Genomic DNA, 19728 nt, shown 5'->3' with positions numbered 1-19728 from the left:
TTTAACATCACAAAGATAGAGGCGGGGTTTTTCTCACACCCAACGCAATGGTTTTGCCCGTTTCGTAACACATTCCGCACTACAGGAGAACGGGTTTGAGGGTGAGTGAATTGTTTTCTCAGATATTTTTTGTAACACATTTTGTGTTACGCGTCCGCTTTTCTCAAATCATTATCAACAGCAGTACAAATAGAAAAATTTCCGATATTTTACGGGATACGCAACCGATCCAAATTTTTTTTTGAGAGCAAAGGGAATGATCATTTGTATGATATTAGTGGAGGAAGAAGAAATAATTAAAAATGTCAACTTCTTCCTGATCTCTTGCATCGGCTTAAAATTAAAAGCCATGTAGATTACAAACTGCGTGTATTACCCTCAGTAATGAAATAGTCTTCCGAAAATAGAATTCTTCCTTCCTCTCTTTTTGTACTCATTTCTAATCTGCCGTCTGATCTAATATCCATTTTTTTAATTCGTCAATTTAATTTAACCGGCGCACCGGTTTCAGGTATTTCATGCCAACATACATGACAATCACTCATTATGTTACAAAACCAGATAAAAGTATGATTGCTTGAATTTGACGAGTATTTTTATCGGGTTATAATTAAAGGTAACATGGTGTTGATTTAATGGAATCAAATCTATCGATCTAGCGAACAGAAAGCATTGGCTGAAGAATTGCAGCATGTCTCAGCCAATAAGAGGCAAGCGGGCATATAACAAAATTCAATCAATTGGAGGCATTATGTTCAAGAAATTAGATGTAATGGTAATCATCATTACAGTAGTTCTTGCCCTATCTGGCTGTAGCCTTATGGACCAAGATATTGCTGATGCAAACGTTATAATTAAGGACACTCTAAAATCGCCCTCAAGTTTCCACTTTATTGATGGTAAAGTCGTTTGGAAGGGAAAGACGAATAATGGGCATCCTGCTGCGGTTGTACATATAGAATACGACGCTCAGAACAGCTTTGGTGCCACTATTAGAGATTGTAAACTCGTGGCACTCTATAGAGATGAAAAACAGTTTCATTGGGATGAAAAGACTGCAATGTCAGATTGTCGAACTCTTTCCACAGAGGAAGCTACCATTACGGCAATGGTCAAAATCAACTTTCCAACATAGAACCATATGAAAAATATGTCTCCTGGTCCTGGTATAAGGAGTAAAAACATGAAACATTTAGCATGCTTCTTAACAGCATTATTCTTATTTGTTTCTGTGTCTTCAGCACAAACTGTTCCGAATACTCCGCTTGTATGGGCGATTCAAAACTCTGAACATGAAGATGTTACAAAAATTAATTCTATGCTGGCAAGTGGAGCGGATGTAAATGAAAAAAATTACCAAGGCATGACACCCCTGATGATTGCGTTGTCTATGGGCCAATATGAAATTGCAAAATTGCTCATTGCTCACGGCGCAGATACCAATGCAACAACCGATGATGGAACTTCAGTTCTTCATATTGCTGTGGGTACATCAATTATCGGAATAGACACGAACAAAGAAATTATAAACTCGCTTTTGAAAAGAGGAGCTCAAGTCAATTCTTCCAGGACAGGTGGAGGCACGCCATTGATGACCGCATCTTATAGCAACGACGCCGAAATAGTGAAGATCCTGCTCAATCGAGGAGCTCTTGTAAATGTACAAGATAAAGACGGTGCCACCCCCTTGTTAAATGCGGTAAAGGGCTTATCCATTGCACCCGCAGGTCGAAGGAATAGCAATACCGTAAGGTTATTGCTGGAGCACAAAGCAAAGGTCAATGTCGCAGATAAATTTGACGTGACTCCCTTATCCGCTGCTGGGTTCCTTAGTGATAGGAATCGCGGCACCTTATCTTTAGAAAACGATAAAAAGCTATCTGTCGAAATCGCAGGGCTTTTACTAAAGCTTGGAGCAAATCCAAATTTTAAAAGTCCGAACCGAAACGGATTTACACTTCTACAATATGCGGAAAACGATAAAAATATTGAGCTGGTCAATTTATTAAAAAAAGCTGGAGCAAAATAATATTCGTATCAAGTAGAAGAAAGTTGTCATGGGTTTTTATAAAATTAAAGAGCTAACCTCACGAATAGACTCTGAAGTAAATTTTGGAGCCCCTCAGGATATAAGTAAAGTGGGAGGAAAACCCATGAGAGGTACTATTGTTGACGAGGTTTGGGCGGATCCAGAAATCAATAAAAAGCTACCTCGACCAGCTAGAAACAATCAGGATTGGGGAGATTATTCCTTTTGTTCACAGCACATCAAATGGGATGACGGAAGCTATTCGATTCGCCTTGCCTATTACCGTCGTCGCGCTGGAGAAGATCACTGGGAATATGCTTCACAGATGACTGTTAATAGCGAGTGGCGCACAATAAAATCTCTTTTGGAAAAAACGCTCGGTCAAAAACAATGGTTTCAGGACGAACATGAGGAATAAATTCACGGGAATTTAAATCAAGGGGCGGTTTGGGCCAAGCTTCCGGTCTCTTAATCGCATTTCAAGTGAGCAAACATCCTGGATATAAGGATTAACATGAACAAGAAAAGACTAAAGGCATCGTGGCTAGCATGAAGAAACGGACAGTTTATTTGTTTGCAGGATTTATGTCTTTACTCGTGTTTGTCGCGTCTCTTGGTATACTTCTTTCATTAATTTCAAATGTGTTTGTATTTTTAGCAATTTTTATACCCTGTAATTTAATAATTCCGCTTCTGGTCATTAAAAAGTATGGAGGTCGTCCAACCATAAAAGAGGATATTCCAGTTAATTCTTTTTTTAATCAAGAAATCAAATTTGAGACAGCTAAAGCCCAAGGAAAATATGCGATTTCTAATTTATCAGAATCCAATGGATTTTCATGTCCCAGATGCCGTTCGGACAATGTTCAGAATCTTGCGATGTTGGTTGACTCTGGAACTTCTACGGGCAGGGTTTCCGGTATCGGAGTAGGATCCCAGATGGGCCAGAGTCCGTTAAGCTTGGATGGGCGTGAAATTATGGCGTTCGGAGGAAGTACAACCTTACAAACTAACCTTGCTAAACGTTTTGCTCCGCCAGAACGGAGACTAGATTTTTTCGGGAGTTTGGGTTTTATGCTTCTGTTAGCTGTTGGCTGGTTCTTAGTAGTTGTTGTTATCGGTGGGTTTTCAAATGCAGATATAAATTTGGGAAAGGTTTGGCTGTTTGGTGGTTTTGCATTAATTCCCATTTTGGTTATTTTTCTGTCCATAATAGAACAAATTAATTTAATTAGGGTAGCGCCAGCTTATCAAAAATATATTCAAAAGGGTTACCTATGTTTAAAGTGTGGTGAGGTATTTCAAAATATGTCCTCAATAAATGCGAATAGATAAACATTTTTCAGACTGGTGGTCATCTATAAGAACAAGTAATTAAGCGCTCAATTATCAAAATCTTAAAGAGAGAAACTCGATGATTATTTTAAGAGGAATCATATTCTTTTTTATAGTGTTGGCGGTAGAACTATGGGCTGTTTCAAACTTTTTAGAGAGTGGTCAGGAATGGGCAAATAAAAGGAAATTCGATGGGAAAATTGCACAAATAAGCACCCATTATAGTATAGAAGTTGAGCCGATAATGATTGAAATGTCAAACGATAATGGGCCTGACTTACATAAAATGGCGCGAGTGAATATCATTGAAAATTCTGACGATGGTTTTTTTTATAAATCCTGGACGGAATTCGATTGCTTGAAAGCACAGATAAAATATTCATTCACGAATATTTATGACAAGGACGGCCATCCCGCTATCGACAAGCCTTCAGACAAGAAAGATAGTAACGCCTGGTATAATGTGGACGGCGAGTTACGTTTAGTCATGGATGCTGCCTGTACTCAGATGAAAGATGTTCATTGGCATCCTTTAGTTGCCTATAATATTGTAAAACCTAAGAAATAGTTTTTTTTGACAAATGTAATACTTCTGTTATCTTTTATCTATATTCTTAAAACCAAATGCTGGAGGTCTTTTTATGAAAAAACTGGTTTTAGCTTTTCTTGGTTTGGCATTTCTTTCAAGTTGTTCAACGATTGATAATGCAATTTCGAGTGGCCACTCCTTCTCACTTTTTCACGATCCCTTAGAAGATTATGAAAAAGTTGGAATTAACCGAAATGAGGCGGACGAATGGAAGGCTGTCCATTTCACTCCTGAAGAAGCAAGAAAGTGGCTGGATGAAGCCAAAATGGTGGGCGGAATTCAAATCGCACCTCGCGATGCTCAGGGTTGGAGGAATGCCAAATTTACTCCAAAGGAAGCAACGGAATGGATGAAGGAATTTATAATGAGTCCAGAGGAGGCAGCAAAGTGGCGTGCAGTTGGTTTTACTGCCCCGCAAGCAAGCAAATGGAATGAGACCCAGCAGTTTAACCCTGCAGATGCCAAATTGTGGAACGATAAGGGATTTAAGCCCGAAGAGGCTGTGCAATGGCAGCACGATGGTTTTACTGCTGAAAAGGCATTTTTGTGGAAGAGTGCGAAATTCAATTTAAAGAATGCGACTTCTTGGACTGACGCAAAATTCGAAATCCAGGAGGCGGTTCAATGGAAGAATGCAGGAGCAAATGTGACCCAGGCAGTGGAATTTAAAAAAAAGGGAATTTCTCCGGAGAGAGCTAAGACAATATTAGCAGAAGTAAACAGGAAAAACTTGGCGGAACAAAAAAAACAACAGGAGGCTTTACGAAAAGTGTGCCCCTACGGAGTCGAGGAAGTGGCTAAATTACTATATTATTCTGGCAATCCTTATGACTCTAAAGGTAGATGTTATCGGCTTCTTGGACAACAACAACAGCTTTTAAACAGAACAACCGCCATTTTTTCCTTAAATGGCGACCCACAATCATTTTATTATGTTGATTTTGGATCTGGCTCTGCACCTCGATTTTTGAATGGAATGTTAGCCAAAGGGCAAGGGGCGTTTGAATATAGCACGGTGCTAGGCGCCAAAAAAGTCATTCCAAGTTTAAAGGTGGTTGAATAAAAATAAGTAAAGTCGGATTGTCTACAAAACAGAACCTGGAGAACATTCTCGATGGTGACAGTTTATGTAATACTTGGTGACACCAATATGAAGAAGTCATCAACGGTCCGGGCTCTCACCGGGGTAGGCCAAAAGAAGGAATTCGAAATCGCAACTAATAGCGGAAACCTAAAAGTCTTTACCCTAATTTCCGCGCTTCAGGAATCAGAGATTTCTCCAGAGAAATTCATTGACTTTGTAAAAAAGGGTGGTTATCAAAACGTCTTGATCCCGCTTTGGATATCTGGAAGAAAGCGTGGAAATTTCCCATCTGGAAATGAATACCTTCAAGAATTCATGAAGGCTAATTGGCATATCGAGCATATTGTTATTCTTGGCGGACATGATCTTCCGAATCACACTGTCTTGCCAGATGGAGTATCTGCGCCTCTTTTCATCTCTAACTCTAATCAGCAACCGGCCAATAGAATTGCATCTCAAATTAGGGGAGAATGGGGATGGTTTTAATTGCAAAATCCTCGGCGGCCACCCTCCCCCAGCCATGGCCACCTGAAATTCCCCTATCTGTAACCTGTTAAAAAAAGGCTGGTCGCTGAACTTGGCTTCCAAACAAATTTCACGGACCAAGGCTGCGGATTAATTTTTTATTTCTCAAATTTCAGGTTTTCAAATCTTGCGGAATCATAGGTGCAAACAACATTCGCTATTCCCCCTTGTGGCCAGCGAAGAAATCTCTGAATGCCTGATCATCTTCTAAAGTAATGATTTGATCAATTTTTTTATCACCATAAACCAGATAAAGATTATAACTGTATATTTCATGAGTGAGAGTTACATAAGACTGGTCGTTTTCCCAGATAATTGTTGATTTCTCTTCGTCGTCAAGTACCTTGCTTGGAACTCCAAAATACTTTTCTTGAAGCCATTTATTTACGGCAAAAAATTGATCTTCAAGAGTTTCAAAAAGGGGAGATGCTTTGTGAGAAAGAAAAAATTAATAATACGATCAATACCGGTCGGTCAATAGTAACTTCTAATTATTTTTACTCTTATCTTCTGAGTCATGTCTCTCCATGAGTTTTATATAACACTTTTCGCAGATTTGGTGTTTTTTACCTCTAACTCTATTTCCAAAAAATTCATCTGCCGTCATCAAATCCTCTGGATGGTTTTTACATTTGTATATTGCCATCTTATCCTCCTTTTTTTGAGAAGGTTTCTTAAGAAATGTTTTCCCTCTTTCCGATTATTTCTTTAAAGAATTTCCATACACTGCCGCCACCATTATTTTTCAACCATTGCTCCGCCTCTTTTTCTGTTTCAAAATAATGGGCAGTGCCTTCATTAAGATCATATCTTTGAGCCAGATATTTTTTCATTTTTATTTCTCCTTAAAATAAATCAATACCTAAAGCTTACCTCTTTCCCTTGGCCAACGAAGAATTTCTTGAACGCTATTCCCAACCATCCGTTCCGTATCGATAGTACTGCACATTGACCCATATCATTTTGTAGACAAAAAATACCAGAGCGGCCAGGGTTAGAGGCTCTTTCATAAAGAATGGGGGTGCTGCAATCAAACCAAAAATGATAGCCATCCAGATGAGAGGGCTAATAATTACCGGGCTATATTCACGAAGAAAATCGATCATTTGTTTTACCTCCTATTTTTATTGTTGGTGTTATTGCTTGTCTTAATCTATTTTTATAAAGCCCCATAGGTTTCGATCACCGCTCTATCGATTTCTGTTTTAATTTCTTCCCGTTGCTCAACACTCTTGATCAAGGTCAAGAAATCTTCCATTTCTTCTTTAGAGGGCGAGTAAGAATAAAGGTCCCGTCGTATATAGGCCCCCGTGTCCAGTCTCCTTGATAAGACCCAGGCATCACCTTCCACATAGAAGTCATAACTGGTTATTTTCTTCCGCAGATTCAATAAAGAGACTAATGAGCGGATTGAACAGGCTATTGATCCTTTTTCGAAAGAAAATAAGCAACTAAACTGACCCCTTCCGGGGTCGAGTAATGCATGAAAATTGACGGTTCCGCCTGATATTTCAATTGATGTTTTGGGTGTTTTTTCATCGGATAAAATGATCGGACTCACTTCAGAAGGAAGTTCTTTGTGAAGAGATTTCTGGGCGACTGTAAAACACCAAGGTTCCAACAACCTTTTAATCTCCTGGAATATTTCATCGCGAATTGAAAAGGCGCTGTTATAACGGAGGAGGAAAGAGAAGCAGGTCGAAATTTGATACGGAATTTTACCGTTAATCTTCTCTCTGTTTTCATAGTTTCCAATAGAGAGTTCAGCCAATTCCAAAAACTTTTCTATATCGGCCGGTTGCTCAATTTTTATATTGAATGGCCAATGCGTTCCAAAAAAACGGAGGTATCCTGTGAGAGACGATCTTTTCTTAAAGACGGGAGAAAAAAAAGATCCTGTTTTAGAGAAGGTGATATTTTTAGCCGTAAGAATAAAGGCCCGGGCAAGATTGGCGGCCCAGCGAGTAGTCGCTTCGGATTCCTGATTATAATAATAAGCATTTTCAATTTGGCCGATGATGATCCGTAAATGTTCTTCATTCCGCATACCCGCTCTCCTAATATGATTGAGAAAAAATTCCGGCCAATTTTCTATCTTTACCCCTTCTTCTCCTGACAGCATTGAATCCAGCGAGATATGCTCTTTTTGACAAAATGTAATCACGTTTTCTAGGGGGACCGAATTTCTATGTTTATGTCCTGTTAAATTGCTCGGCTCCATGAAGAGTAAAGCGGCGACTTCCCCATCTGTTTTCACTCCCTTAAGGGCTTTTATAGACTCTATTATTTCTGAAATTGGTCTAGTATACATAAAAAAGATAATAAATTAGTTAAGTATATTTGTCAATAATAATTTGAAATGTAACTATAATTAATGTTATTATTATTTTATAGTTTATAACTTATAAAATTTTAAATTAATAAAATATAATTAAATTTATCGGTTGTTTTAAAAAAACATGGAAGAAAAAAAGGATATCCACTTAACCATTAGGATCTCAAAAGATCTTGGAGATCATTTGAGAGAGACTTGCAAAAACAGAGGGAGCAATCCAAGCAAGCTGATAAGGGATATCCTTCTCAAATTTTTAAAAGAGAAGGACGAGGAAACTCAGAAGGTGCAAATAACCGACCGCCTAAGTGTCATCGAACATCAGAACATTCAGAATCTCAAACTATTGGTTTCCCAGTTGAGCATGTTGATCTCGCTCATTCAGCGCGTCTCAAAAACAGATCCCAGTGAAGCTCAGAAAATTTTTAAGCAGGCTGCGATTGAAGCGATCCAACCGGAAAATCTCATCAAAAAAATGAACGACCTGGCAAAAAAATAAAGGAGTATTAAATGTCAGTCCAACCAAGACGTAAAGCATCTGAAGGTTTTAAACGGGTAGTCAATGATTGGTTCATGCAGATTAAAATGAATCTCTGGATTTTCTTCGGGCTGTTTATAATTCAGATATTTTTATTTTTTCTGGTATTACATTGGTTTCCACTCGATTTTACTCCGCTCCGTTATTGGCCCCAGTTGATCATTTCTTCCCTATGGGCGACGTTTCCAAATCATCCGGTCGTCGTGCTTGATTTAGGAGAAGGGCTTCATACTTATTTGGCAACAGACGTTCGCGACTGGATATTAAGTTTAATGTCCAAATTTTTGCAACATGGCGGAAAAATCTTCGTCAGCACCTCTTCGGTTTATCTATTCGGGTTCCTTGCTCAATATTATTTTCGATCCGTTTCAAACGAAAATTCAAAATTAAAGCATTTGAGGGGCGCGCAGGTTATCTCAGAAAAAGAGCTTCAAAACGAAATCAGGAATAAGAATGAAAAGACAACCTTTTCTATCGGGTCTGTTCCGATGTTAAGTTCTTACAACCTTCAACATGGTCTTATTCTGGGAGCCAATGGAACCGGGAAAACAAACCTCCAGTCAGGAATGTACGAATCATTAGTGGAGCAGGGTTATAAGATCATTCTTTACGATTACAAGAGAGAACTTTACAAACGTCACTTTCGTCCCGGCCGGGATCTGTTATTCGATCCTGTTCATGAATGCCAAGACTCTATTGCGTGGACGCCATTCAACGAATTCACCAATAAACTGTCTGTAGCGGCTACCTCAGGAAGTCTATTTGCTCCATCGGCTAATGAACGGGAACCCTATTGGAGGGTTGCTCCCCGGGAGGTTGCAAGCGGATTGTTACATTATTTATGGAGAACCAATCAGAGAACCAATAAAGACATCTGGAACGCGATTAACCTCCCTGTTGAAGAGATACGAAAACGATTGAAAAGAATTCCGGAAGGTCTAATGGGCCTTCGACATCTGGAAGGGACGGATGGCCAATTGTTACCGCAGACCGCTGGGGTTTTAAGCGGTCTGGCACAGTACATGAGCGCATTTAATTATATGCAGGATATTCGCGGCAGTTTTTCAATTACCTCATGGATCAGAGACGGGAAACCCGGAACAATGTTTTTAACTAATTCTATCTCTGCTCAGGATGAGGTCAAAGGTGTGTTCACTCTCTTCCTGGATCTGGCCGGGTATGGTTTGGCTGAAATGCCTGATGATCTCAACCGAAAAGTCGTCTTTATGTTTGATGAATTCGGGACTCTTCATCGCCTCAATATTATCGTCAAGCTTTTAGCCACAATACGGTCACGGGGCGGATCGGTCTGGCTGGCGGCGCAGGACCTTGGTTCAATCCTTCGGGTCTATGGAGAGGAAGATACAGAAACATTGTTCAATAATTGCGGGACCAAGGTCATATTTCGGGTTGATGCCCCCAAAACATTATCCTTCGTTGAACAGGCGTTTGGAGAACGTGAGATTCTGGTAACGGAAGAGGGTTTTACGATGGGAACCGAAAATAACAGGGACGGACTGAGTTTGGGACGGAAGACCAGGATTGAAAAGGTTGTTCTTGGCAGCGAAATTTCAACCCTTCCCAATCTCCATTGCTATTTAAAAATGCTTCACCATAATCCCGCACGGATTCATACTCCTTTGAGAATCTTTCCTGAAAGAAATCCCGATTTGAAAATCAGAAAGGGCCTCGATCTGGACAAAACGATAATACCGGAAGAGGATGAACCCCTTTCGTTTTAATAACCAAAAGAATATCACCATAAGGGAGGAATATTAGAATGCTTTCGATTTCAGGGGTAACCGCGACAAAGGCGACCTCCTATTTTACAAAAGATGATTATTATACCAAAGAGCAGGGGGAATGGCAGGGGAAAGGAGCCGAAGCCCTTGGTCTAGCCGGTTACATTGAAAAGGATGAGTTTAAGGAGTTGACTCTGGGGCGGAATCCTCAAGGGAATGTATTAGTTACCTCTCAAAATGGAAGAGATCATCGGGCCGGAACCGATTTAACCTTTTCAGCGCCAAAAAGTGTTTCCATTGTTTCAGAGATATCCGGGGATATCAGGATACGGGAAGCTCATCAACAAGCAGTCACCGGAGCCCTTCAATATGTTGAAACCCATTTCAGTCAGGCGAGAATCACCGAGGGAGGGGTTACCGAACGGGTTCAAACAGGAAATCTGGTGATTGCTAAATTTGACCATGACACTTCCAGGGCTCTCGATCCGCAGCTCCATACCCATGCCGTTGTAATGAATATGACTCAGAGGGCGGATGGAGAATGGCGGGCCTTATCCAATGAAAAACTTTATGAAAATAAATTGCTGATTGGCCAGATTTACCGGAATGAATTAGCCAATAATCTTAAAGCGCTTGGCTATGAAATTCAGGTTGGAAAAAACGGTCTCTTTGAAATCAAAGGGGTGGATCCAGCTTTAATAAAAGAGTTTTCCACACGCCGTGATCAGATTGAACAGGCCTTAAATGGCCGGGAGTCTGGAGGGGCTTTGGCCGAGAAGATCACGTTGATGACCCGGGAGGGCAAAACCCATGACGTTGACCGGGTGGCTTTAAGACAAGAGTGGCTGAATCGCTCCTTAGAATTGGGTTATTCCAGGGAGACCATTCGTGAACAGGCTCTACAGGCTGGGAAGGCAATAGGTAAAGAGACTCCAAAACTGGAACATTTGAGCGAAGCGATCAAATTCCTCGAGGTTCAAACCGCAGTCTGGTCAAAAGAGGAGATGGTTAAATCTGCACTTAAAAGCGGCCTTTCCGAAGGGCTGACCATTAATCAGGTTGAAAAACGGATTGATCAGGCTCTGGAGAGCCGGGAACTGGTTCAGTTAGGAGAGAATAAATATTCATCCATTGAAGCCATTAAGACAGAACAGAAGATTGTCGATCTCGTTCAAAACCGGCAGGATCTTTTTTTGCCGGGTGATTCAAACCGGATTAATACGGCTCTAAAAGAGTTTGGCGCTCATTTTAATCAGGGTCAGCAGGGAGCGGTTCGTCTCATGACCGAGACTCGCGACGGTGTGGTCGGAATTCAAGGCCATGCCGGGGTTGGAAAAACGACAATGTTATCCGTGGCCAATCAGTATTGGGTGAAGGAAGGATTTGATCCGCGGGGTTTGAGTTTTACGGGTAAAGCCGCCGAGGTCCTTCAGAATGAAGCGGGGATTAAGTCGCAGACACTCCATTCCTTTTTAAATGAAAAAGCTCAGGGACAAGAGGTTGGTTCGAGCAAATCTCAGGTTTGGATTCTGGATGAAGCCTCCATGGTTGGGAATAAACAGATGGCCGGGTTGTTAAAACTGGCCGACCGTGAAAATGCCAGGGTGGTTTTAATCGGTGATACTCATCAGCTTCAGGCCATTGATGCCGGAAAGCCGTTTCAAATGCTCCAAGAGCGGGGAATCATGGTAACGGCCAAAATGGATGAGATTTTACGGCAGAAAACAGAAGGATTAAAAGAGGCGGTCCAGGCAATTGCCAAGGAGTTGGATACCGGGAAAGCGGTCAATATCTTAAATGAGCGAGGGCAAATTTTAGAAATTAATAATCGTTTTGAGCGTCATATGGCCATTGCCAAGGATTATCTCGCCCTCTCTCCAAAAGAGATGAAGAATACTTTAATTGTCACGGCCCGGAATGCTGACCGGCTGGAAATCAACCAATATATTCGGGATGGATTGAAGCAACAGGGGCAGATCAACGAGAAACTAGAAAAAATCTTTACAGTTGCCATTCCTAAAACAATTCCTGAGGGGGAACTAAAACGGGGGGAAAGCTATAGCCCTGGAGATTTGGTCCGATTTGCCCGTGCCAATCAGGGAATGGAAATCGCAACCGGTGAAAGGGGAATCGTAAAACAGATTGACGGGAATAGGCTAACGGTTCATTTGGACCGGGCCAATAGAACTGTCTTGGTTGATCTTGAAAAATATCATAAGCTGACAGTCTATTCGGCTGAACCGAGACAATTTGCGCCCGGCGATCAGATGATGTTTTTAAAAAATGATAAAGACCTGGGAGTTGTGAATGGTTCTGTCGGTATCGTCGCAAAAACCGGGGAGGATTCTCTCAAGGTTGAAACCAGGAACGGGACGAAAGAGGTTGATTTAAGAAAATATGATTATATCGATCATGCTTATGGATCAACTCTTCATAAATCACAGGGAATGACTGCCGAGCGGGTAATGATGAATATTGATACCGGACAGGCGATCAGTAATTCTGCGAATGCTTTTTATGTAGGGCTGAGCCGGGCAAGCCATGAAGCCAAAGTTTATACCGACAATAAGGAGAAACTTCCTGAAGCGGTTAGCCATTGGCAGGGAAAAGAATCGACTCAAAATTATGAGAAAGGGAGAGTCGTTGAATCTGAGAAGGAACATTCGAAAGAAGAATTTCATCAAAGAGGGGATGAGACAAAATCAAATAGAGGCTTTGAGTTATCCATTTAATTCCATCGGGCAAGTTTTTATGTTCCGAGGAGGGGACTGGAAACACCCGACAAACCCGACACTCGACCATTTTTAAGTCGTTTGTCGGTTTTGTCGGGTCTGTTCTGGTGTTCTTAGGAAAAAATTGTTAATCAAATGAACAATCCTCCTTCCTCCGTTCTTGATTTTATCCAACATTAGCAAATGCCAATCCGCACATTTGCCCGTTTCTCAGTCAACCCTCAAAAATGAATGTTTCAGGAGATTTACTGCTCTTCATTCCATACTAATTTACATCTCTTATCCAAATAACCCTTGAAAAATGTAGTGCTGTGTCTCCAATTGTGTTTGCGGTAAAATTTGGGAAAGAAGATATTTCGATTAAAGAATTGGGAGTTTTCGAACTCTGATTCTATTTTCGGATAAGGTGATGATAGAACCAGAGGAGAGGGCGTCCTTATGATTTAGTAAGACGCTGACCACTTTTGGGGTAACAGATCTTGGGGCTTCGTTAGCCAATCGAATAAGAATCACACTTGGCAAGGAATCCTTATTAAGGGCCAACAAATCTCCGAAATCAAGATCGAACGTAACGATTACTCTTCCTTCGGTTTTTGCTTTTTCGATAATTTTAGAATCAGTAAGGCGTTCCAAACGTTCTTCCAAAAGATGGGTGATGTCAAAGCCATTATCTCTGAGTGCTTTAACGGTGGTCATCGATACCCCCATGTCCGCCAGAATCTTCAAGTTAGCCGCCTGCTACAAGAGGAAAGACCTCTTCTGAGGCAAGAACGGCAGCATAATTTAGTGCTTGTTGAACATCTGCAGGTTCCAAACTCGGATATTCTTTGATTATTTCCTCCGTTGTCATTCCGTTGGCGATCAGGTTTAAAATAAGGGAAACTGTAATTCGCATATTGCGTATGGTGGCCTTTCCTCTCATGATCTCTGGATTGAAGGTAATTCGGTCTAACATTTGTTTCTCCATATATTCCTCCTTTTTTGATTGACTTATTATAATCTTTTCAACAAGTTTTTGCCATACGAGCGTAAACAACATGATTTGTTGTGTCAACTTACACTAACAACCCAGTTTTAACTCTTTAATTTTAGGGTTAATAATAAATTTTAAAACCTTATGCCCGCCCGACTGAGCTTGTTGTTCAATCATCTGTAACCAGCCCGCCTCAACTAATTCATCGCAGGCTTTTTTAATCAGCTCTTTCTCCTCTAAAAGGACCCATTCTTTTCGATAGACATCTCTGATCGTGAATTCGTCTTTAAGGTGGCCTGCTTTTATTTTATCAGCTAATTTTCTGGCCGCTTGCACGGCAACAGACCCGACCAGTGAATAAATCCGTCTGGCATGACCCTCAAGATAATTGCACCATTGAACGGCCAGAATAGTCGCTTGCTTTGAGACTTGGCCGGTTTTTCGACCATCCGCAACGTCAACTAAATGGAATAAGAGTGCCAGACTCGGCATCAACTTTCGGTATTTGCTCAAATGCTCGATGATAATGGGCTGATCGTCTATTGTTATTTTTTCTGTTTCTAATTGAGTCCACCACTCAAAGAAAATAGTTTGAGCCTCTGAATCAAATTGAAAGTGGGGAGCCATTGTTCCATTTGTTATTGCTCCGGCATTTGTAAAATCCAGGTTGGCCAATGTTTCGATAATTTTAGATACTCTTTCTCTTGCCTGTAAATCAGGTTTAAAATCCGCTGGGTGCCAAGTTTTCCTCCGGTCAGGATAAACCATCATTTGAAATCGTTGGATGAGGCCATCGTTTTCGCCTCCTTTAATAGCCCTGAAAAGGTAGGATTCGAGTTTTTGAGGCTGAATCCCTCCGAGGATTGAAAGGCATAGATTTTCGTTTCTAATTGTTCCTCGCCCTATACGGTCTGTTGTGAAATTCCCGTTTCCGTTCCAGGTCTCGAGGAAAAACGCCCGATCCGCTTCATTCCCTTCTTTGTCTAAGGATGAGAGAAGAGCAATTAACTCGTCTCGGAAATAAAGAAGCCCTCTCTGGTTTTGGGCCATGATTTCGCTTAATTTGGCAACAGTAGAATCATTCACCTGATATCTGCGGCACATTGGGGAGGCCGGCTGGCTCATATTTTGCAAACGGTTTTTTATTTGAGAAATCTCAGTTGAATTGTCATGTCTTACTGCTTTTTTCATTCTTTGTTCTTCAGCGTCCCGTTTTGCTTTAGATTCCATCAGATCTATTTCATGGGTTTTCTGACCCATCGAAAAATCTTCAAACGCTTTAGATTCAAGTTTGACTAAAGGTTTGATCGCTTCTTGAATGGCCGGTGTTTTCATTTCTCCAGGATTGGCAATAATGGCCCCCCATAGATTTGGGATGACCCTCCAGTCATCATTTATTTTTGGTTGAATAGAACAGGAAGACCCAACCACAGAAGAGATTTGTGTCATTAGTGCAACCGCCAGAAAATCTGGAGGGCATTGAAGGCGCTCCGAAACATCCATTATGAAATCATGGAGTGGAAGGGGAATCAGCTCAGGATGTAACGGTTCCACGGGAGGGAGCTCTGTTTTTATTGGCTCCGGGTTTGGCCATTGAATGGCTCCTGGCAGGTTAGCGTTGTCAGGAACTATGCACCCAACAGTCTCCAACATTTTGATTGCCCTAGCCTGAAGTTCGGACCGCTTTATTTCAAGTGTTTCTAGTGTCTCGTTTGCCATATTCTCTCATTTCCTCCTCAAAAAGAAGCCTATATGCGGGAGCTAACATATTCAAAGCTCGGTCGATCATTTCAGGTGTCCACGATGAGATATCTATCCCATGAGCCGCTCCTATTATCTCGTCAGCAGCTCGAAATACATCCGATTCTAAACCGTTGACCCGCTCCAGTTTTCGTATCACTTCTTTCCGGCGGACGGATTCTCTTCGGATCTCCGTTGAAATCTGGGAGTTGAAAAATAAGTGTTTCTTTTCAATATTAACGGCCCGGCAAATATCATCCAGAGAGCAGCCGGACCAACACCGGATTAAAATTCCCTTTTCACCTTCGCGGATCGAAAGTGAAGGATTCCGGTCGTCGTGTGCTGGACATCTGGAAATGTAGCCTCGTCCCTGACGTCGAGGACGGTCTAATAATTGAATGAAATCCTCCAGAATCATGATAACTGTTCCGACGTTGATGTCATTACCCGTGATTCCAGCCAAACTTCCAAATCCACTTTACGATACCTAATACACCGGCGAGAGTATCTGATAAATTGGGGTCCACCACCCCGCAATCGCCAATTCTGCAGGCATCTTGGCGTGATATTTAGAAATTTAGCGGCCTCTGTTTCACTCATAAGTTCCGAATCTATTTGGAACATAAAAATCTCCTTTTTTTGAGCATTAATAATTTCTTTATGCCCTTAGATGAATCTTTAGGGTGCTTGGAGTGGCAGTATGAACTGTTTTACGAAAGGAAGATTGGCCATGGTTTTCTTATCTTCCTGAAACTATGGCCAGGTTCTTAACCTAAAAAGTTTTTTTGGAAAAGGGGTTAGTTTTTAAGATTATCTGCGAAGAAGTTTATTGAACCGGCTTCGGTGATCGGATAGGTCAGGATGATCAATATTTGCAGCTCCAAGTGCGCTTGAAATGAACTCATGAGCGCGTTGTCTTTTTTTAACATGTCGGTTTACATGAGCTCCGTAGATGTCGGACAATACCTTTACGGTTTTGGATAGGGCAATATTTTTAGCGGGGCCTTTTTTCAGTGAGGGTTTCCAACCGTGCAGGTTGGTTGCCGCAATAATATGATCTAGCGCTTTAAGAGTGTATTTGTAAAAGTCAATATTCTTTGCTCCGTAGAGCCGTTTTTGAAAAGGAGGGTCAAAGTTAGTCATAAAGTCACGCAGATCTATCGCATGGCGGCGTAGAGATACTATTCCCTTATATAGTTCGCCAAGAGAAGTGCCGCCTGGCTTAGACCCGAGCCTCAAGATGTAAAAATAATTCTCGATTGCTATGTTGACCTTAACAACCATTGAATCATAAGGGCTTTTTTCTATAAGCCTGAGCGAGAGATCAAATTCAGGAAAATCTAGTTTAAGGTCAAAGCCCTTAATATCATTCCAAGTAGTTTTTTTGCTGATTCCAAGATGCAATGAAAGCTGTTCTTTGTCCGATTCCTTTAAATGGTTTGCAAGGCTCCTATTGTCCTGATTTCTCGCCTCGCTTACCACGTTATTCAAGAGAGTAATGAGCTTGTCACGCATTTTGTCAAAAATCCAAAAGTTTTACTCGAGGCATTTAAGTTGCAGGATATCTTATGATTCTAGAAATGTATCCGCTTTCATCCCGTCTCTGATTTCAACATTCTTTCTGCATTTTCTTCCAATGCAATTCTTAGCGGGTCTTGAGTCATTCTTGCGTAAATCATTGTGGAAGTAGGCGTGGAATGATTAAGGGCTTTTCCAATGAGGAGCAAAGAAGCTCCGTTATTGGCAAGCCAGGTTCCCAATGTCCTTCGTAAGTCATGAATTCTTGCTTTTTTGATCTTGGCTACTTCACAAATCCGGAGCCATGCTTTCCTGGGGTCGTTTAAGTGACCTGATTTTCCATTTCCCGGGAAAACAAAAGGGGAGGTACTTTTTCTTTTTAAATCTTCTAAAATACGAACGACGGGAGTGGGAAGAGGAATAAAATGGGATCTCCCAGCTTTAGTCTCAGGGATTCTCCATTGAGGTTTATTGGAGCTAAGATCCATATCTTGCCATTTAGCAGATATAAGTTCATTTTTCCGAGGGCCCAATAGAACCAGGAGGGTAAAATAGGCTTTCAAATGAGGGTCCGGCTCTGTTCTTAAAGTAGTAATAAAAGCCTTTAGTTCATCATCAGATAAGACACGCTCTCTTTTTTCTTCCGAGAATTTTTTAATCTTGGTGGCGGGGTTTATGGTTTCCGGCATCATTCCCCAATCCATGGCTAGATTAAACATTTTACGTAATACCTCAAGCATTCTGTTTGCGGCGTACCTTCCGTTCTTTTTTCCATCTTTTGTGCCTATTTTCTGGTGATGTCTGGCGATATCTTGGCGGGTAATTGAGGAAAGCTTTCTTCCGTTAAAAATATCAAGATGGTTTCTTAGAGTCTGATCATCCTTCTTCCATGAGCGTTTATGAATCTTTGCATAGCGTTCGAGGTACATATCTGATAATTCTTTGAAAGTTGGTTCCTTAAATTTATCTTTACGCTCTTTTGCTGGGTCGCCCCCTTGCAAGACGTTGCTCTTTGTCTTTATGGCCATCTTTCTGGCTTCTTCAACAGTGAGCGGACCATATTGTCCCAGGGTGATTCGTTTTACCTGTCCTTTGATCCTTCCTTCCCAGATAAACGATTTAATCCCGGTAGAGGTTATTCGCAGAGCAAAGCCAGGAATTTCTGAGTCGCGAATAAAAGCTTGCCCATTTTCCGGAGGTTCGGTAGAATCTACCACTCTTTTTGTTATTTTTTTCTTTGGTTCCATGTAGACGCCATGTAGACGGGAGACAGCGAATTAAGGGTTTTTATAGAGTAGACGTGGTGGGTAATAGTATCATATTATATCGTTAAATCAAGGGCAAAAGTAGCATCACAGTAGTTCATGTAGACATAGCGTAGTAAGCTTTCCCCGGCTGTTAACCACCGTGTCGGCGGTTCGAATCCGTCCCGGGGAGCCACAAAGCTTGCTCGCGAGCGGTCCCGCAGCGAGACTACTTTTCTAGGTTTATCTAATAAGCTTGCTCGCGAGCGGTCCCGCAGCGAGACTAATCTTATCTTTTCTAGGTTTATCTAATAAGCTTGCTCGCGAGCGGTCCCGCAGCGAGACTAATCTTATCTTTTCTAGGTTTATCTAATAAGCTTGCTCGCGAGCGGTCCCGCAGCGAGACTAAGAATTCATTCCCGAAATCCTTGATATTTACACACCCTACCCTATAGTGTACTGAAAATATTCATGAATGAATGAAGAATTCTTTCACCCTGGGGTGAAAAAGAAAAAAGATTGTCGTGAAAATGACAAGAATCCCCCCTGCCAGGACAAAATCGTTATTGAGCGTTAAAATTTTGGAACCCATCCTTCCTCTCCATATCAGCCTGAGAAGTAAAATTAAAATAAAAAAGCTATAACCGATCATGATCTTTCTTCCTAAATCATTGAATCGGCTAACTAAATAGACGATTGAAATTCCTGCCATAGAGGTTCCGCCCAGGGAAAATAAGAGGGCGATATAGAGTTGTCCGCCATTATTTTGGGATAGCTCATTGACGCCGGGTCCGAGAAGGAAAAGAATCAGAAATGGAATGATCGAAAAAAAGCCGATCAACCCGTAAATTGCGGCCAAGAAATTGACAAAGAATTTAACCACTTTCTTATCATCCGGCTTTGGCGCCGGGGCGGCAGTCAAAATGGATCAGGTAGGGTTTGATATCTAAAATAGGCGTGCCATCCAGCAGGTCGACTCCTTCCACATAAAGCCTGTTTCCTTCGCGCTTTAATAACCTGACCGTTAATATGCCGACCGGATTGGGCCGGTGGGGGGAACGGCTGGAAAAGACACCTCGTTCTTTCTCTTGAGTTGGAGGAACGACCTTAAGAGGTTTTTGGGTGCTTTTATGAAAGACAAAAATAATGATGAGGTGTGAGAATTCTTCAATATAGAGAAGACCCTCTGCAAATTCGGGAAAAACTTCTACAATTCCTTCAGCGGCAGGAGCCACCCCAAAGGTTTTAGGGATCGAATCGGTGGTTTTGTAGGGGGTATGAAACAAGCCAATTGGGGTAAACGTAAACTCCATTGTTGAATCATCTCCTAATGAAAATATTCTGTCA

Annotated in this window: 23 protein-coding genes; 10 read left to right on the top strand and 13 right to left on the bottom strand. The window is 41.4% G+C overall.

What is annotated here, in order from left to right; all coding sequences use genetic code 11:
* Positions 1–691: 691 nt before the first annotated feature.
* The 7 genes from HYR79_05550 (at position 692) to HYR79_05520 (ending at position 5523) form a co-directional block, all read left to right on the top strand.
* Positions 692–1135: a hypothetical protein gene (locus tag HYR79_05550; GenBank protein MBI1821158.1), complete on the top strand. Its 444-nt coding sequence runs from the start codon at positions 692–694 to the stop codon at positions 1133–1135.
* Between the two features lie 48 nt (positions 1136–1183).
* On the top strand, positions 1184–2029 hold the full coding sequence (locus HYR79_05545; GenBank protein ID MBI1821157.1) for an ankyrin repeat domain-containing protein: 846 nt from the start codon (positions 1184–1186) through the stop codon (positions 2027–2029).
* Positions 2030–2057: 28 nt separating this feature from the next.
* Positions 2058–2447 (top strand): hypothetical protein, encoded by a 390-nt coding sequence (locus HYR79_05540; GenBank protein ID MBI1821156.1) that lies wholly within the window; start codon positions 2058–2060, stop codon positions 2445–2447.
* Positions 2448–2578: 131 nt separating this feature from the next.
* Positions 2579–3364, top strand: a complete 786-nt coding sequence (locus HYR79_05535; GenBank protein MBI1821155.1) for a hypothetical protein — start codon at positions 2579–2581, stop codon at positions 3362–3364.
* Between the two features lie 79 nt (positions 3365–3443).
* Entirely contained in the window at positions 3444–3932 is a 489-nt protein-coding gene (locus tag HYR79_05530) for a hypothetical protein (GenBank protein ID MBI1821154.1), read from the top strand.
* A gap of 73 nt (positions 3933–4005) precedes the next feature.
* Positions 4006–5016 carry a hypothetical protein gene (locus HYR79_05525; protein MBI1821153.1) on the top strand — a complete coding sequence of 337 codons (1011 nt, stop codon included), beginning with the start codon at positions 4006–4008 and terminating at the stop codon, positions 5014–5016.
* A 51-nt stretch (positions 5017–5067) separates the two neighbouring features.
* On the top strand, positions 5068–5523 hold the full coding sequence (locus HYR79_05520) for a hypothetical protein (protein MBI1821152.1): 456 nt from the start codon (positions 5068–5070) through the stop codon (positions 5521–5523).
* Positions 5524–6049: 526 nt separating this feature from the next.
* On the opposite strand, the gene HYR79_05515 is transcribed toward HYR79_05520, so the two are convergent.
* The 4 genes from HYR79_05515 to HYR79_05500 all read right to left on the bottom strand — a co-directional run bounded on the left by HYR79_05515 (position 6050) and on the right by HYR79_05500 (position 7609).
* Positions 6050–6208: a hypothetical protein gene (locus HYR79_05515; GenBank protein MBI1821151.1), complete on the bottom strand. Its 159-nt coding sequence runs from the start codon at positions 6206–6208 to the stop codon at positions 6050–6052.
* A gap of 28 nt (positions 6209–6236) precedes the next feature.
* A complete protein-coding gene (locus tag HYR79_05510; GenBank protein MBI1821150.1) occupies positions 6237–6395 on the bottom strand; it encodes a hypothetical protein in 159 nt (52 codons plus the stop codon).
* Between the two features lie 75 nt (positions 6396–6470).
* Entirely contained in the window at positions 6471–6668 is a 198-nt protein-coding gene (locus tag HYR79_05505) for a hypothetical protein (GenBank protein ID MBI1821149.1), read from the bottom strand.
* A gap of 53 nt (positions 6669–6721) precedes the next feature.
* Entirely contained in the window at positions 6722–7609 is an 888-nt protein-coding gene (locus HYR79_05500) for a hypothetical protein (protein MBI1821148.1), read from the bottom strand.
* 571 nt (positions 7610–8180) lie between these two features.
* On the opposite strand from HYR79_05500, the gene HYR79_05495 reads away from it, so the two are divergent.
* From HYR79_05495 to HYR79_05485, 3 genes are read left to right on the top strand one after another with little or no spacing between them, the layout of a single operon-like run.
* Positions 8181–8393, top strand: a complete 213-nt coding sequence (locus tag HYR79_05495) for a hypothetical protein (GenBank protein MBI1821147.1) — start codon at positions 8181–8183, stop codon at positions 8391–8393.
* Positions 8394–8404: 11 nt separating this feature from the next.
* The gene (locus HYR79_05490; GenBank protein MBI1821146.1) at positions 8405–10174 is read left to right on the top strand and encodes a type IV secretion system DNA-binding domain-containing protein; all 1770 of its coding nucleotides are present in this window, start codon (positions 8405–8407) and stop codon (positions 10172–10174) included.
* Between the two features lie 38 nt (positions 10175–10212).
* Positions 10213–12906 carry a relaxase domain-containing protein gene (locus tag HYR79_05485; protein ID MBI1821145.1) on the top strand — a complete coding sequence of 898 codons (2694 nt, stop codon included), beginning with the start codon at positions 10213–10215 and terminating at the stop codon, positions 12904–12906.
* Between the two features lie 360 nt (positions 12907–13266).
* Here HYR79_05485 and HYR79_05480 read toward each other — a convergent pair whose 3' ends face one another.
* The 9 genes from HYR79_05480 to tsaA form a co-directional block, all read right to left on the bottom strand.
* Positions 13267–13632 (bottom strand): DUF5615 family PIN-like protein, encoded by a 366-nt coding sequence (locus HYR79_05480; protein MBI1821144.1) that lies wholly within the window; start codon positions 13630–13632, stop codon positions 13267–13269.
* A 1-nt stretch (position 13633) separates the two neighbouring features.
* The gene (locus HYR79_05475; protein ID MBI1821143.1) at positions 13634–13861 is read right to left on the bottom strand and encodes a DUF433 domain-containing protein; all 228 of its coding nucleotides are present in this window, start codon (positions 13859–13861) and stop codon (positions 13634–13636) included.
* Between the two features lie 105 nt (positions 13862–13966).
* Positions 13967–15328 (bottom strand): DUF3987 domain-containing protein, encoded by a 1362-nt coding sequence (locus HYR79_05470; protein MBI1821142.1) that lies wholly within the window; start codon positions 15326–15328, stop codon positions 13967–13969.
* A gap of 241 nt (positions 15329–15569) precedes the next feature.
* Positions 15570–16082 carry a hypothetical protein gene (locus HYR79_05465; protein MBI1821141.1) on the bottom strand — a complete coding sequence of 171 codons (513 nt, stop codon included), beginning with the start codon at positions 16080–16082 and terminating at the stop codon, positions 15570–15572.
* Positions 16034–16243, bottom strand: coding sequence for a helix-turn-helix domain-containing protein (locus tag HYR79_05460; protein ID MBI1821140.1), 210 nt, complete (start codon positions 16241–16243; stop codon positions 16034–16036). The genes HYR79_05465 and HYR79_05460 overlap by 49 nt, the downstream gene beginning before the upstream one ends.
* 186 nt (positions 16244–16429) lie before the next feature.
* Positions 16430–17134, bottom strand: coding sequence for a hypothetical protein (locus tag HYR79_05455; protein MBI1821139.1), 705 nt, complete (start codon positions 17132–17134; stop codon positions 16430–16432).
* Between the two features lie 77 nt (positions 17135–17211).
* Entirely contained in the window at positions 17212–18384 is a 1173-nt protein-coding gene (locus tag HYR79_05450) for a tyrosine-type recombinase/integrase (GenBank protein MBI1821138.1), read from the bottom strand.
* Between the two features lie 466 nt (positions 18385–18850).
* On the bottom strand, positions 18851–19264 hold the full coding sequence (locus tag HYR79_05445) for a hypothetical protein (GenBank protein MBI1821137.1): 414 nt from the start codon (positions 19262–19264) through the stop codon (positions 18851–18853).
* 7 nt (positions 19265–19271) lie between these two features.
* Complete coding sequence (gene tsaA, locus HYR79_05440) at positions 19272–19694, bottom strand: tRNA (N6-threonylcarbamoyladenosine(37)-N6)-methyltransferase TrmO (GenBank protein MBI1821136.1); 423 nt, start codon at positions 19692–19694, stop codon at positions 19272–19274.
* Between the last annotated feature and the right edge of the window lie 34 nt (positions 19695–19728).

The organism is Nitrospirota bacterium (assembly GCA_016178585.1).
GTDB lineage: Bacteria > Nitrospirota > Nitrospiria > JACQBW01 > JACQBW01 > JACOTA01.
This window is presented reverse-complemented; position numbering and strand designations above follow the sequence as displayed.

Bases quoted from the DNA above. Each gene is read 5' to 3' on its own strand.
- HYR79_05530 (MBI1821154.1), top strand. From the start codon at position 3,444: ATGATTATTTTAAGAGGAATCATATTCTTTTTTATAGTGTTGGCGGTA.
- HYR79_05490 (MBI1821146.1), top strand. From the start codon at position 8,405: ATGTCAGTCCAACCAAGACGTAAAGCATCTGAAGGTTTTAAACGGGTA.
- HYR79_05520 (MBI1821152.1), top strand. From the start codon at position 5,068: ATGGTGACAGTTTATGTAATACTTGGTGACACCAATATGAAGAAGTCA.
- HYR79_05550 (MBI1821158.1), top strand. From the start codon at position 692: ATGTCTCAGCCAATAAGAGGCAAGCGGGCATATAACAAAATTCAATCA.
- HYR79_05460 (MBI1821140.1), bottom strand. From the start codon at position 16,243: ATGTTCCAAATAGATTCGGAACTTATGAGTGAAACAGAGGCCGCTAAA.
- HYR79_05515 (MBI1821151.1), bottom strand. From the start codon at position 6,208: ATGGCAATATACAAATGTAAAAACCATCCAGAGGATTTGATGACGGCA.
- HYR79_05505 (MBI1821149.1), bottom strand. From the start codon at position 6,668: ATGATCGATTTTCTTCGTGAATATAGCCCGGTAATTATTAGCCCTCTC.
- HYR79_05510 (MBI1821150.1), bottom strand. From the start codon at position 6,395: ATGAAAAAATATCTGGCTCAAAGATATGATCTTAATGAAGGCACTGCC.
- HYR79_05455 (MBI1821139.1), bottom strand. From the start codon at position 17,134: ATGCGTGACAAGCTCATTACTCTCTTGAATAACGTGGTAAGCGAGGCG.
- HYR79_05475 (MBI1821143.1), bottom strand. From the start codon at position 13,861: ATGTTAGACCGAATTACCTTCAATCCAGAGATCATGAGAGGAAAGGCC.
- HYR79_05545 (MBI1821157.1), top strand. From the start codon at position 1,184: ATGAAACATTTAGCATGCTTCTTAACAGCATTATTCTTATTTGTTTCT.
- HYR79_05485 (MBI1821145.1), top strand. From the start codon at position 10,213: ATGCTTTCGATTTCAGGGGTAACCGCGACAAAGGCGACCTCCTATTTT.
- HYR79_05535 (MBI1821155.1), top strand. From the start codon at position 2,579: ATGAAGAAACGGACAGTTTATTTGTTTGCAGGATTTATGTCTTTACTC.
- HYR79_05500 (MBI1821148.1), bottom strand. From the start codon at position 7,609: ATGCGGAATGAAGAACATTTACGGATCATCATCGGCCAAATTGAAAAT.
- HYR79_05470 (MBI1821142.1), bottom strand. From the start codon at position 15,328: ATGACACAAATCTCTTCTGTGGTTGGGTCTTCCTGTTCTATTCAACCA.
- HYR79_05450 (MBI1821138.1), bottom strand. From the start codon at position 18,384: ATGGAACCAAAGAAAAAAATAACAAAAAGAGTGGTAGATTCTACCGAA.
- tsaA (MBI1821136.1), bottom strand. From the start codon at position 19,694: ATGGAGTTTACGTTTACCCCAATTGGCTTGTTTCATACCCCCTACAAA.
- HYR79_05540 (MBI1821156.1), top strand. From the start codon at position 2,058: ATGGGTTTTTATAAAATTAAAGAGCTAACCTCACGAATAGACTCTGAA.
- HYR79_05525 (MBI1821153.1), top strand. From the start codon at position 4,006: ATGAAAAAACTGGTTTTAGCTTTTCTTGGTTTGGCATTTCTTTCAAGT.